8 protein-coding genes are annotated in these 14,088 nt (G+C 49.1%); 7 read left to right on the top strand and 1 reads right to left on the bottom strand.

Annotated elements, in window-relative coordinates; genetic code table 11:
• Nucleotides 1–48: 48 nt before the first annotated feature.
• From BUB27_RS16735 to tilS, 5 genes are all read left to right on the top strand, one after another.
• Nucleotides 49–705 carry a PEP-CTERM sorting domain-containing protein gene (locus BUB27_RS16735; RefSeq protein ID WP_143185037.1) on the top strand — a complete coding sequence of 219 codons (657 nt, stop codon included), beginning with the start codon at nucleotides 49–51 and terminating at the stop codon, nucleotides 703–705.
• 178 nt (nucleotides 706–883) lie between these two features.
• Entirely contained in the window at nucleotides 884–1,576 is a 693-nt protein-coding gene (locus BUB27_RS16730) for a PEP-CTERM sorting domain-containing protein (protein ID WP_143185036.1), read from the top strand.
• A gap of 148 nt (nucleotides 1,577–1,724) precedes the next feature.
• Complete coding sequence (locus BUB27_RS16725; protein ID WP_159435044.1) at nucleotides 1,725–3,944, top strand: BNR-4 repeat-containing protein; 2,220 nt, start codon at nucleotides 1,725–1,727, stop codon at nucleotides 3,942–3,944.
• A 123-nt stretch (nucleotides 3,945–4,067) separates the two neighbouring features.
• Nucleotides 4,068–4,982, top strand: coding sequence for a 3-keto-disaccharide hydrolase (locus tag BUB27_RS16720; RefSeq protein WP_159435043.1), 915 nt, complete (start codon nucleotides 4,068–4,070; stop codon nucleotides 4,980–4,982).
• Nucleotides 4,983–5,039: 57 nt separating this feature from the next.
• Nucleotides 5,040–5,996 carry a tRNA lysidine(34) synthetase TilS gene (tilS, locus tag BUB27_RS16715; protein ID WP_143185033.1) on the top strand — a complete coding sequence of 319 codons (957 nt, stop codon included), beginning with the start codon at nucleotides 5,040–5,042 and terminating at the stop codon, nucleotides 5,994–5,996.
• Nucleotides 5,997–6,001: 5 nt separating this feature from the next.
• On the opposite strand, the gene BUB27_RS16710 is transcribed toward tilS, so the two are convergent.
• Entirely contained in the window at nucleotides 6,002–7,105 is a 1,104-nt protein-coding gene (locus BUB27_RS16710) for a substrate-binding domain-containing protein (RefSeq protein ID WP_143185032.1), read from the bottom strand.
• Nucleotides 7,106–7,409: 304 nt separating this feature from the next.
• Here BUB27_RS16710 and BUB27_RS16705 point away from each other — a divergent pair, with 304 nt between their 5' ends.
• Nucleotides 7,410–8,198 (top strand): YdjY domain-containing protein, encoded by a 789-nt coding sequence (locus BUB27_RS16705; protein WP_143185031.1) that lies wholly within the window; start codon nucleotides 7,410–7,412, stop codon nucleotides 8,196–8,198.
• Between the two features lie 29 nt (nucleotides 8,199–8,227).
• A partial coding sequence (locus tag BUB27_RS16700; protein WP_143185030.1) for a cadherin domain-containing protein occupies nucleotides 8,228–14,088 on the top strand: 5,861 nt, incomplete at its 3' end.

The raw sequence follows: 14,088 nt of genomic DNA, 5'->3' as shown, positions 1-14,088 counted from the left end.
TTTTGTTAGCTAAACAGGCGCCTAATAACCTCAAAGTAACACACTAGAATGAAATTAAATACACTTACCGCTACGCTCGGCGGCATGTTGATGAGTAGCATGATAACTCACGGAGCGATTACATTTGTCTCGGTAGCTGATGATCTGAGTAACATTAGTCCTAACTCAGAGATCAATACGACGAACTCACAAGTTGATGATTTTTGGAGGCAACGTGATGGGTTCGGTGAAGGAGGTATCACGGTGTTGGAAGCCTGGAATGATACGGAGGATGTGGCTATTCTCACCATGACCCTGACAGGGTTGGCGATTGGAGAGACTTACGACATCTATACGAACTATATTCGCTTTGGAGCTGGAGCTGATGCGGATGGCAATCGTGGAGGTGTACGTGCATCACTGAACGGGATTGATTTTACCACATTCAACGGAGCTGGTGGTACTAGCGGCGTTGTTGGCTTTTCTGAGCTGACAGGCCATGCTGCAAGTGATCGAGTGGGTTTGCGCGGTTACTTGGGAACGGCTGTGGCTGACGGTTCAGGCCAAATTCAGATTTTCATGGATGACGATGGCTTGTCTGGCGGTATCGAGGAGAGAATCTGGCTTGATGGTGCCTCCTATGGACTGGCAGCAGTACCAGAGCCAGGTACTTCAGCTTTATTGGGTATCGCTGGTCTTGGCATGATATTGCGCCGCCGCCGCTAAGGTTGAATACATATTATTTAGTGAGAGGGGCAACTACGGTTGCCCCTCTTTGAGTGATAGCTGAAAATTTTCCACGATATGACTAACCTTTGAGAACCTGTGTTATTGATTAGTGAATATCTCTTTCGGTGAATAAGATGTGAAGCTGTTCGTCGGAGGAGAAAATACTCAAAAACATATGAAAAACACCTCAATATACACCAGCCTCGCCATATTGGCATCTGCGTCACTCAGCCACGCAGCCATTACCTATGTGGATGCAACGGAAGCCAACACCGATTTAGCTAATGGTAATTCCTATTCACCGACTGGAACGACGATTAATGATGATGACCAATGGTCACTGCGTTCAACGTTTGGTAACAGTGGAGCGGTTTATACTGCTAATGATAGTAATAGTAATCCGGGTGAAGATGCACCTGAACTTCGCACCACTATCTCAGGGTTGAACTCTGGCGAGACATATACTCTGTATGCTTACTTCTGGGTTGCTGGCACGACGGGCAATGGACAGTGGGACATTCAGGCTGGAACTGAATCAGGCAACTTGACTGTCTTTGATTATAATACGGCGACTAGCTTGGGTGATGGAAACGCTAATGATGGCACCGTGATGAATACGGTGGAGTTCACGAATGGTGGTGGTGTCATGGTGGAAGAGGGTAATAGAGACCTTTACCAAGCTAGTCTTGGGACATTTACCGCTGATGGCTCGGGCAATATCTATGTCTATATAGATGACAATCCGGGGAACGATGACCGTACTTGGTACGACGGGGTAGGCTATGAACTGGCCGCCGTACCGGAGCCTAGTTCTTCTGCGCTTCTTGGTTTGGGGCTTCTAGGCTGTATCTGGCATCGTCGCCGATAATGGCTTGAGTACCAAAATCGTCTTCTATTGAAGGCGCTGGATCTCTGGCGCCTTCTCTATCCTGATCAAAGATAGATCAATTAATATGTTAGGAGCCAAGAGATTTAATAAACATGGGTGGGTCGCAGTGTTTAGCCTGCTGATTGCTATGGTCGCACAAGCTGCTACTCCAACATACGTGGATGCGAATGCTGCGAACACTGAAGCAGTAGGCGGTACACCATCACCTTTTTGGACCACAAGCATTACGAGCGATAATCTATGGAGATTTAGAGACGGTTTTGGCTTTGATGTAGCTGGAAACAATGGCATTTATGAGAAAGACGGGGCGTCAGGTGGTTATGGTGATGCCGCCAAGCTGGTTACTACGATCACGGGACTAGATGCCGGAACGGAGTATGGTGTGTACGTCAACTTTCTCTCTGCGAGTGGGGCCAACTGGAGTGTGCAAGCGGGGCTCACTTCTGATAGTTTAAGTGTCTATTCTCCCAGTGGTAATAATGTTGAAAATTTGGGGCTGACGTCAGTGGCTGGCAGTAACCGTAATCAGTTAAGGGCGTTTATTGGAAATACTAATGCGGATGCCAATGGTCAAATTAAGGTATATATAGATGATACAGGTGCCTCATCAACGAATGATCGGGCTTGGTATGATGGAGTGTCTTACAGTGATCCAGTAGACACTACTGTACCCGGGAATAGCGAACCTGTGCTTGTTGAGGACGGAGTTTGGACATGGTTTAATGATGAGAGGGCTGTCTGGCACAATAGCAAACTCTACATTGGCTATGTGAAAAAGAATGGGCGCATCAGTGTAAGCCAGTATGACCCTGCCACAGGACAAAGCCATGAGAGTGAATTAAGCAGCGTTACTCAAGTGGATGATCACAATAATCCTTCCTTGCATGTTTTGACGAATGGCAAGCTGCTAGCCTGCTATGCACGACATTCTAGTGACAATTATTTTTATTATCGAATATCGAATGTTACCGATCCACAAAGTCTAAGCGACTGGGGAGCTGAGCAAACTCACGGCTCTGGATCCAGGCATTCTTATGCGAATACCTACATGATGAGTGCAGAGGGTAGTAAACTCTATACTTTTACACGAGGTATTGGGTGGAATCCCAACTGGACCGTATCGACTGATCAAGGGGCCACATGGAGTACTTTACAGGAGTTGGTGAGAAATGGAGGGAGTAGTACCAGACCCTATGTAAGATACACTGGCAACGGGCTTGATGCGGTAGATTTTATCTACACTGACGGTCATCCGAGAAACGAGAATAATTCGATTTACCATGCACGCATCAAAGGTGGAAATGTTCTTCATTCAGATGGAACTGTGATCAAACCATTGGCCGACACTCCACTGTTACATGATGCAACCACACCCGAGAGAGGGACAGTGGTCTATCAATACAGTAGTTCAGCTCAAAGCGATCCGAATCAGTGGATACCTGGTGGTCGGGCTTGGACTTGGGATATCCAGTACCAGAAAAACGGCGATCCGGTGATCGTCTTTACCGTACAGGTGGATCTGGCCACAGGTGGTTCAGATTGGACGAGTGACCGTATTTATTACTACTACGCAAGATGGAATGGCAGTCAGTGGGAAAAGCGCTTTATCGCCCATGCAGGGAGACCCTTGTACTCGTCTGAAGATGACTATGCTGGTGGTATCTGTATTGATCCAGAAAGACCGAATGTGGTCTATCTATCAAGTAATGCTACCGAGCCATTCCAGTTATCCAGTCTGAGTAATGTCCCATTGAATGCGAACAACCGTTATGAAATCTGGAAAGGTACGACTACGGATGGGGGAGCGAGTTTCGAATGGGAACCCGTTACGGTGGATTCATCAGTAGACAATATCCGGCCTTTTGTTCCGAGAGGTCATGGCCTTGGTGAGAGCGTGCTTTGGCTCCAGGGTACGTATTCAAGCTATCAGAATTACAATACCAAGGTGAACGGAAAGTTTGGAAGTACTCAAACAAGCTTCAACGACTGGATGCTCATGAAAGGCTATCTGGGAGGAGATGATGATGATGACAATGCGGATGGTATCTCCAACCTCGTAGAATATGCGGCATTTACAGCAGGTATCGCGAATGCTCGAGATCTATTGGCGATGGATGGTGAAATTTTGCAGCTGCCATCTATGTTTGAAAGTTCCTCTTTAAAAGCCGTGCTGGAAGTGAGTGACAATCTCCTGGACTGGGAGACTTTAGCTAGCAGCCTATACGGATCACGATTTCAGATACAGAGAGTGGGTTTTGGTATTCAGGAAAGCAACGGAGAGCTCTTTGTGGAGCCAGATTTGCCGGATGAGAAGACTTTCTATCGATTGAATTTAAGCTTGGAGTAAGGAGAGCTGAGAGCCGTGTACTACTACAGGACTGTCGTGATCTAAAAGTATCTGAGCCGTATTTTTTTGATTAGTAAGAGAAGTTCAGGCGTAATGCTGTTTATGAAGCAGGTACCGCATACCTTGACTGTATTATTCTCAATCGCATCGTTAGCAACTTTCGCTCTGGGAGAGGTTCCGAAGAAGACATGGACAGACGCTAAGCGAGCTGCGAGTGAGTTTGGTAAATTTGATTACATTGGTGAGTACTTGAATGCAGCCAAGGACCGCGGAATACAGGTCACTGTGCTCAAGGATGGCACGTTTTATGTAAGGGCATTTGCGGGTGGATTACCTGGTGAGGGGTGGGACGGTAAAAATTCTGAAATTTCTGTATTGAATGAGAAGGCGCTTGTGGACGCCCTGAAAGGTTATGAGAAAGTGCAGCGCCAGAGTCCAACTCTGGGTAAAAAGGCTCCCACAGGAGCTGTGACGATGCCTGATGGCTTCACAAAGGTCAAAGATGGCTTGTTGCAAGCTGGTGGAAAAAGTCGAGACGAATTCGGCTCTTTCAAGATGCATGTGGAGTTTCTCTTGCCATTCAAGCCGCATCGTAACCCGAGCAATCAGGATAAAGGAAACAGCGGTATCTATATCTTTAATAACTATGAGATCCAGGTGTTGGATTCCTTTGGTCTAGATTACAAAAACCGTGAGGCGAATAAGATCAAGTTGGAGTCTGCAAATGAGCAGTGGTGTGGATGTCTCTACAAAATGAAGAAAGCAGACCTCAACATGTCCTACCCACCTTTGACGTGGCAGACCTATGATATTGAGTTTACTGCCCCAGTCATGGAAGGGGAGGCAAAGGTGAAAAATGCCCGCCTCACACTGTGGCATAATGGTGTGAAGATTCATGATGATGTGGAGCTGAAAACCGGAACTGGAGCTGGAGCTCTCAGAAAGCAAGTGGCACGTGGACCTATCTACTTTCAAAATCACGGCAACCCGACTGTGTACCGTAATGTCTGGATCCAGCCAGTTTCTGATAAAGAGTAAGTCTTTGCATAGGATTTTGGTGTTCCGTAGTTCCTCTTGTGCTTATAGACTATAAGCATGGTCGAAGTGCTCGACAGTCGATGGTTGGAGAGAGCTAGAGATAAACGCTGGTTAGTGGCTGTCTCTGGAGGTCGTGATTCAGTAGTCCTTCTGGATTCCCTGGTCCGTGAGGGCGTAGAGAATTTGGTGGTTCTGCACGTGAATCATAGTTTGCGTGGAGAGGCGTCAGATGCTGACGAGCATTTTGTTGCAGATTTGGCTGACAGGTATGGGTTACCCTTTCTCCTCACAAAAGAAGATGTTGGTGGGATAGCAAGTTCATCCGGGAAAGGCCTTGAGTTGGTTGCCAGAGAGGTTCGCCTGGCTGCATATGTAAAAGGGGTGACCGCCTATGGCTGTGAAGGTGTGGCGCTAGGTCATCATGCTGACGATCAGGCTGAAACTGTACTTTTTAAGCTACTGCGTGGCTCTGACGGGTTCAAGGGAATGAAGTTAGAGAATGAACTGTATGTGGATCCAATCTTCCTAAAGGTTTACCGTCCTATGTTGGGCGCTAGGCGATCCACTATTGACCGCTATGTGCAGGAGTACGAGTTAGAGTATCGAGAGGATGAGACGAATAATGAGCCTTTTACCCCGCGTAATCGTATTAGGCACGAAGTTATGCCTCTGCTGTCAGACGTGATGGGGCGTGACGTGGTGAGTGCGATCAACAATGCCTGGGAAGCCTGCTATCAAATGGATGACTTTCTAGATAGCCAGATCAATTTTCACCAGATGCTTGATCCGCAAGGCCGGTTATTTTTACCACTCTTGGAGAAACAGCACGAAGCCGTCCAAGGGCGTGTAATCCACTGGTTCTTGAAGGAGAAAGGAGTGAAGGATTTATCCCGTGGAGTGGTGCATAGCTGTGTGGCCCTGTGTCATGTGCACGGCGTGGCCAAGGTGAACTTGCCCGGTGGAGGTTGGATGCGGAGAAAAGAGAAGCGCCTGTTCGTGGAGTGGGGGGAGTAGTTGTTTTATTTGTTTTGTAGTGCTGAGGATATGGGGGCGATCGAACTGCCAGGTTCCAGTTTTGCTTCTAGCAGATTGTGTCCATCGATGTTAGTTGGATAGTTTTCCACCCATTGGCAAATTTGCCTGACGAATTCGGCGACAGGGAAAATGTAGTGAGCAGGTGTAGGGCAGAACCAAGAGAGGTTATCGCATTCTTTGACGATGATGAATGATAAATCCTGAGGGATGCGGATACCTTTACTCATACAAAAGGAGTAAACAGTGCTGATCTGCTGAGGTTCGGTAGCAATCAGGGCTGTGGGTGGGGAGACAGCAAAGAGCTTTGACAGGCATTCCCAATGGCTCTGGACGTTATCGTGTTCGATGTGAGGTAAGTGATAGTTTGAGTGGAAATGGATCTGGTGTTTCGTAAGCGTGGACTTCAGGTGATTGGCTATTTTGTCTCTACCATTGTTAGAGGTGTTTGTGAGCAGAATGCTTAGTCTACGATGGCCTAGCTTGATCAGATTGTCAGCAGCACTGGAGAGGAGGCTGGAATAGCACACCGCCACAAGTGGCGGTCTGAGCTCTACCGGTTCACCTCCGAGGCAGATGATGCGCAGTTGTTTCTCCATGCACCATTGGATCATTTCATACTTGGGAAGGATGAGTATCCATCGGTGGTTCGGGCAGTCTCTCTGAAGACGTTCTGTGATAAGACCGGGTTTTCCTTTGGCGAATTCCGAGTTGTGATGGAACTCGATAGACCAACCTTTTTTGTTAAAGCGTTGTGTTACTTTTTCCAGGATTTTGCGGACGACCACGTCCAGATCCTGAAGTGCCTTTGGGGAGTAAATGAGCAGTGACTTTCTCTCTGATGGGGATGGAGCATTAAGCTTGGCTAGATCTGGGTTGATTAGTCGCGCTTTTTTGCCTTCAGCTGGAAGGATGATTTCTCTTCTGGTGAGAATTTGAAGAGCAGTCTCCATGGTGCGACGGCTGACGCCCATTCTAGCGCATAGCTCGCGATAGCCTGGGAGTTGTTTTGTCCACCTTTGATTGAGTATTTCTTGTTCGAGTATGTCTGCTGTTCGTCTACCAAGTGGAATGCGGTCCGGTGACTTCATGGGAGTTTGCGTGTGTATGTGAGCAGGGGGGCATTAATGTATTGTATGGAATAGAGAGCTGTGGGGAGAAGTGAGTAACTCTGAATAATCTGCGTCCTCTAGGGTCTCAGGTGTAGGATGGCTTTCATGTGTTCATCCAGAAAGGGGGATCTATGGTCTGTCTCCTAAAATTCCGTTGACGCCTATGTATGAGCAGGAAAAAAACTATAGTAAGATCAGGTCTGATTTTGAAGGAGATAGATTAGTATGTCGTAGATTCTTTGATCGGATAGACGTCCGTAAAGGCCTTTCTTTTGTGTTTATTGTGTGGTCTGTTATCTCTACCAGTTTGGTGGCACAGCCTGATTCTGGTGAGGCTGACACGGCACAATTAGCGACCAATGGCAGTAAGGTGCCGGTGAAAAAGCTGGGCGAGGGGCGCTATAGCATGGGGGATGTGGAGTTCGATATTCAGAAGAAGGAGATTGTGATTCCTGCTGAGGTAAACATGCCTAAAGGACTAGTGGAGTATGTCTTGGTACACGATGAGGGAAAAGTTCATGAGTCCATCTTTACTACCGTTGCCAGTGCGAAAAATGTCCATGTGGCGATGCTGCTTCTGGGGATGAAGGGCAAGGATGGGGCTGTCAGGGGGGTGCCGATGGAGGTGATCCTTGAGTGGAAAGGTAAAGATGGGAGCGATAAGCGTTCAAATCTGCTCGAGTTGCTAGAGCTGGGTAGCGGGGATTCAAGAAAGTCAAATGAGGCTAAGCTTCCTGAGAATACATGGAGGTATTGCGGTGATGTCGTGGATAGAAGCGGGCCTGTGAATCTGGAGTATGAGGGTTCTTTGATTGCATTGATGAAAGATCCGGCGGCCTTGGTGAACAATGTTTGGATCAAGCAGGATCCTCAGAATAACTCGAGTGGAGGTCAAGCTGCTGACGAGAATCAAGAAGGCCAGCCGAAACCGCATATGCACGGTAACCAGAGCGCCAAGAAGGATCTACTGCCTAACAAGGGCACACCAGTTCGCATCAAACTCAAGCTCTATGAGTATCCGAATAAGGATACTAGCTCAAGCTCTACGGCTGAATCTATCGGCAAAGATTAATTTCTCTCATAACCCTTAAGCTACACACAATGAAACTACGAGACTGTCTATTTACAGTATTTCTATCTTCCGCCGGCTTGTCTCAAGCCCAGTTGGAGAACTTACCTCAGGTGTTCAAGCCCTTGGACGTTTCTCATCTAAACACGTATTACCCCGGCCCGCATGGCGGCTGGTTCCCATCAGGGATCGACCAGCAAACTGAGGCTAGGCAGCGTTACCTCTACTTAGGTCCACTCGGGGTGCAAGGTCTGGCCCATGTGCCGGAGTACATGTATCGCGAGTCATGTAAGGCGATAACCAATCCCGCATTGAGGTCTAGTCATGGTGAAATCGAAATTCCCTATTATGAGGTGCTGGGAGTAGACCCTAAGGCACCTGCAGCTAGTTTTCTATTGGCTGGCGACCTTATTGTTGGGGTTGATGGTGTGGATCTCAAGAGTGGTAGCCTCTATAATCCTGATAACGACTACAGTACCAAGAATACCCGCACCTTGTTCGAGTGTCTTGGAGATGCGATCGATCGAGCGGAGGGAACAGGCAGTATCACATTCAATGTGATGCGTTTGCCTGCTAATTTACCGCCGACAACGACGATTCCAGACCGCTATGTAGAGGTACACCGCACGGATTTGGTCGATAACTATGAGGATAGAAATATCGAGATCGATGTTAGTGCAGCAGGTATGATGAAGCTCATTGCTGAAAACGCGGGTGATGGTAATGGTAACGACCACGCATACTGGCTGGAGGCTCGGTGGGTAAAGACAGACGGGACAGAGGTCTTGGTGACGGACCAAGAATGGTTGAGTATTTCAGTAGGCTACGGCAGCCCTACGTGGGGGAACCAAATTACCTATTCCGGAGGAACGACAACAAACTCACTCTTTGCCCATGCTCCAAGTGAGGTGCTGTTCAAAGTGCCAGATGGAATGGATAAGTTTCGCGTTACGCTGAGAAACAATTCCTATGGTAGTATTATTGGTTCTCTTAAGACATCCGCCGTTGAAGTCGATTACGGAGATCTTGAGCAATACATTACAGATGTCACCATTCCGGTGGCAAAGATAGGTAGCTATCTAGCAGGAGGTGCGGAGAGAGAACATAAGCTTGAGCAGATGATTGTGTCTCAGTCCGCATGGCTTCTGGGTGAGCAGCGTGCCGATGGCGGTTGGAGTAGTTTGGGAAGCTATACCTCTGATATCTGGGATACAGCATACATTGGGTTGGCGATGCTTGCTGCGGATGAGCCTCGATTTGATGAGGCTGCGAAACGGGCTGCTTATTACATCGTGAATGAGGGAAGGGTGACTGACTGGAGCTCGCCGAGAGGCATCGTTTTGACCTTTCTTGGTGAATATTACCTGAGGACTGGCGATGAAGGGATTCTACCAGGTTTGCAGGTCGCAGTGAATATGGTGGAGCAGAATTTGTTGGCCCAGGGCTATGCTGGTCACAAAATCGGCTACGGTTATGGGACTGGTGGACAGAACTCTGGATTCTCCTACATGGCTATGGGGTTGGCGGTAGCATCTCGCACTCCAGTGGAGGTGGATAAGAACCTGCTGGATAAAATGCTAGTGCGGATGGACGCGATGGCTGTGAATGGAACGATTGGATACGGTCGCTCCACAAGTACCACATTTAACGCTAATGCTGGAGCTGTGAACGCAGTGGCTATGACTGGGCCTTGTGTTGCAGCAAATAGTATTACTGGTACTTCACAAAGGTTCTTTGATTTGTCTAAGGCTGCTATGGAGCGTAGCGTGGGCGGGTTGGACTTTGGTCACTCCAGTCAGACCTACGGTTTGTTTGGCGGTACACTCTCTACCATTAATTTGGGAGACGCGCTCTATCTACGACATCAGGAACTCACGATGCCCAAGATGATTCTGCAGCGCTATTATGCCGGCGGTGTCATCGCAAGTGAATGCAGGAATGAGTTCATGGGCGCGGAGGGCTTCTTCCGTCCACGTATGGCAACGGCCATCCAGGTGCTTACATTGGCGGCGGGTCGCAAAAATCTGGCAATTACCGGAAAGAGCGAGCTGCAGGCTGCAACGATGAAGCCAGGTCACTATACGCATGTTTGGGACATGGAGACTCACCGTTTCTGGATGCGTGCTTGGTCGGTGGCGATTGAGCTTCTCGGTGATGATGCTCCGGCTAGTCTATACACTGGCTATAATGCACTAAAGACAGTGAGTTATGATGGTGCGCTGAATGAACTGCATGATGATATTTATGCAGCCTTGGAAACGCATGCTTTGACAGCGGTGGGGGATATCAATGCACTCACAGGAGTCTCTGATCAGCTGAAGGCAGAAGCGATCGAGATGTTGTTGGGGATGGATCTCAATATCCAAGTAACAGAGAAAGATACGGATCTCGCCGACGTCAGTCTTTCCGCTTATTGGCCGCTGCGCGAGAGAAACCGCTGGGCAGATTCAGCAACCCAGAATGCTTGGAAGGCCAATGCCTCTTACATTACTTCAGGAAGCATCAGCATCGCGAATGGAGGGGCTCTCAGCAGCGATGTGACTATTGCCTTTGATAGTAGTACAGCTGGAACAGATATGAAGCAGGGCTACTCGTCTAGTTTGGGCACCGTACAGGTCACTCGTCTGGATGGAGCAAATACATTTACCTTGCCGGTACAGATTAGCTACACAGTGGGCAGCCACAGCATTAGCTACACGAGAGATGTCACCTTTGAAGCTGGGCTGGGCGGAAACGTAGAGGACGCCCGATACGTGACGATCCCATCATGTAGAGTTCTCCGTAAGACTAAGGGGGACGAACTCGTGGTAGAGATGGAGCGTACCGGTGAATATCTCCAAATGCATGGACCGCTCCCAGCAGTTTTCCACCAAGGTGAGAAAGTCAGTGTGGAGTTCAAACAGCTCAATCTTGCATTGGGAGGCCATAGAAATGCGACGACACTTGGGTCACCTCTGACTTGGTATCGTGGTGTAGCTTTCTCCGCTACCCCCGGCGCAACGATGACTCAGGGAGATATCGATAACTTGCTTGATGCGAACGTGGGGACTTCTTCCCGTTCACAAACTCAGTCAGGGCAGACTTGGGCTGGTTTTGAGATGGATCTCGGTTCCGCCAAATTGATTAATGGCATTCTGATCGAAGATCAGGGTTACAACGTCTACAAAGTAGAGGCCGAGATTGGTGGTGAGTGGACGCAGATATTCTCTGGAGGCTTTTTCACCGGTCCTGATTATTTCGGCGACTACACTGTACAGAAACTCAGGATTTACTGGCAGACCAATGGTAGTGGTTATACGCCTAACATCACAGATATCCAGGTCTTCTATAATGCTTACGGTTCCAGCGAGACCGAGGTGGCGCAAAACCACGAAGATGGCGTGTCCACACACTGGAGACTCTGGCAGGAGAAGTATAATGGATTGTCCTCAGGCACCATTGCGGCTCTGACATCAAATGTGAACTATCCGGATTCACCTTCCTACAGTGGTTTTTTGTATGAAGCGGACTCAGGGAGCAATATCGGAGACAACTATGGTCAGCGCTGGACGGGTTGGATCACTCCGGATGAGACAGGTGACTTTGTTTTCTATGCTGCTGCGGATGATCAGGTGGAGCTCTATTTGAGCACTGATGAGCATCCGAGCAATAAGGGGCTTATCGCTTCCAAGTACACATGGACTTCAGCATACAACTGGAGTGGGGGAGCCATATCTGCTCCAGTCAGTCTGATAGCAGGGAAGAAATACTACATCGAGCTACTCCATGCAGAAGGTGGCGGTGGAGACAACTGCGCGATTGCTTGGAAAAAACCGAGTGACACTGCGGCACCAGCAAATGGCACGGCGGGTATTGGTGAGTCGTACTTCTCTACTGTTGTTGGCGGGGTCAATACCAATGTAAACTACGTATACCCGGCTATCACCAGCCAACCTAGCGCTGTGGTGGCGACTGCTGGTCAACCAGCGTCCTTCTCTCTAGTAGCAGGTGGTGCTGGGTCGCTCAGTTACCAGTGGATGAAGAACGGCGTTGTGGTACCGGGTGCAAATGCTGCCACATACAGTATTGCTTCAGCCAGCGCTGCCGATGCGGGTACTTATACCTGTATGATTAGAAATGAGTATGGTCAGGTACTTAGCCAAGGTGCTGATCTGAGTTTTACAAATCAGTCACCCGTGGCGACCGATGCTTCATTCAGCTTGTCAGAAGGTGTAACCGTGGGAACCTCCGTGGGTTCAGTCACTGCGACAGACCCCGATGTGGGTACGGCACTGAGCTATGCCATTACGGCAGGAAACACGGAGAATGTATTCACTATCAATACAGCTACAGGCGAGATCTCGACTGCGGGGGGGCTGGACTATGAGTACCTCAATGGTTATTTATTAGAGGTTACGGTCACAGACAATGGCTCACCAGCACTCAGTGATACTGCACTTGTCGCCATTACCGTGGACAATGCCTATGATGTGGCGCCAATCATGGCAGATGTAGATGCCAAGGTAGTAGACGATGTTGTAGCAGGAACACTCGTAGCACAAATGAGCGCCTTTGATCCTGAGGATGGAGATAGCGTTTCATTCAGCATCACAGCAGGTAATATTGGTGGGGCGTTTGTGATCGATAGTTCGACTGGCCGTGTCACGACTGCCACTAGTCTGGATTCAACAGTCACAGGCATCTATTCGCTAGAGGTTACAGCCACTGATTTGGGCGGTGCTTCGGACACGGCCACATTGGACGTAATCGTCTTTAAGGCTGTGGGGGCTATCGCTTGGAACTTCTCCCAGAGGGGGGATTCAACAATGGTGCAAGGGGATGGAAGTATCTTTGGTACTGACCAATGGACAGATAGTGTGGATCACGCAGCTCCTAACGGCACTGTGGCGGCCAATAGTACTGACTCTTGGGCTGTGACGACTCCGATCAATGCGTCCATGGTATCCGTTGCTTGGTCATCTTCTAATATGTATCAGTCTGGTAACTCTACAACATTGGTAGATCAGCTCTTTAGAAAGTATCTGGATGATGGTGGGGCTGGACCACAAATCTCTGTCTCAGGGCTGAACCAATGGCTGAGTGGTGTGGGTGCCAGCAACTATACAGTGACCTTTTACCAGGGTTCTGACGCGTCTAACAATAACTTCGCTCAGATGAATATCTACGATGGCTCGGACACCAGTGGGACTCTTCTGGAGAGTATGCCTGCTACCTTAACTGATGGTTCAGGCGCGGGCGGAGGTTCACGTCTGGTGAGAATCGCGGATGGGTTGTTCACCGGAGATGCGATTACTTTTCATACCGACAGAAGTCTAGGAGGAGGAAACAGGGCAAGTGTCTCAGGTTTCAAGATTACAGCCGTTCAATATCCTAATTCTGCACCTTTGGCGGACAATGCTACAGTGAGTCTCGCAGAGGATGCGGTTGTGGGTACGGCTGTTGCCACAGTCAATGCGACAGATCCAGATGTAGAGGATATCCTCACCTATAGCATCACGGCAGGTAATGGCGGTGGCGAGTTTGCCATCAACTCCTCCACCGGTGAAATCACCACGACCACAGCTCTCGACTACGAGGCTGCAGCCCAGTACGTGCTGACCGTGGAGGTAAGCGACGGCTCCCTCACCGACACCGCGACCATCACCGTGGACGTGACCAACGTGAACGAAGCCCCTGTCGCCAACGGTGCCAGTGGCAACGTGAATGAAGATGCAGCCGTAGGCTCTACCGTGGCTACCGTGACCTCGAGCGACCCTGATGCCGGTGACTCCGCGACTTATGCGATCACGGCGGGCAACGACGGCTCCTTTGCTATCAACAGCAGCACAGGTGTGATCACCACGGCAGCCGGTCTCGACTACGAAACTACCAGCAGCTACACGCTCACCGTAGA

The sequence above is a fragment of the Rubritalea squalenifaciens DSM 18772 genome (genome assembly GCF_900141815.1).
Lineage (GTDB): Bacteria > Verrucomicrobiota > Verrucomicrobiia > Verrucomicrobiales > Akkermansiaceae > Rubritalea > Rubritalea squalenifaciens.
The sequence above is the reverse complement of the archived record's forward strand: the minus strand, read 5'-3'. Positions and strand labels throughout refer to the sequence as shown.

Bases quoted from the DNA above. Each gene is read 5' to 3' on its own strand.
- BUB27_RS16735 (WP_143185037.1), top strand. From the start codon at position 49: ATGAAATTAAATACACTTACCGCTACGCTCGGCGGCATGTTGATGAGT.
- BUB27_RS16725 (WP_159435044.1), top strand. From the start codon at position 1,725: ATGGTCGCACAAGCTGCTACTCCAACATACGTGGATGCGAATGCTGCG.
- BUB27_RS16710 (WP_143185032.1), bottom strand. From the start codon at position 7,105: ATGAAGTCACCGGACCGCATTCCACTTGGTAGACGAACAGCAGACATA.
- tilS (WP_143185033.1), top strand. From the start codon at position 5,040: ATGGTCGAAGTGCTCGACAGTCGATGGTTGGAGAGAGCTAGAGATAAA.
- BUB27_RS16730 (WP_143185036.1), top strand. From the start codon at position 884: ATGAAAAACACCTCAATATACACCAGCCTCGCCATATTGGCATCTGCG.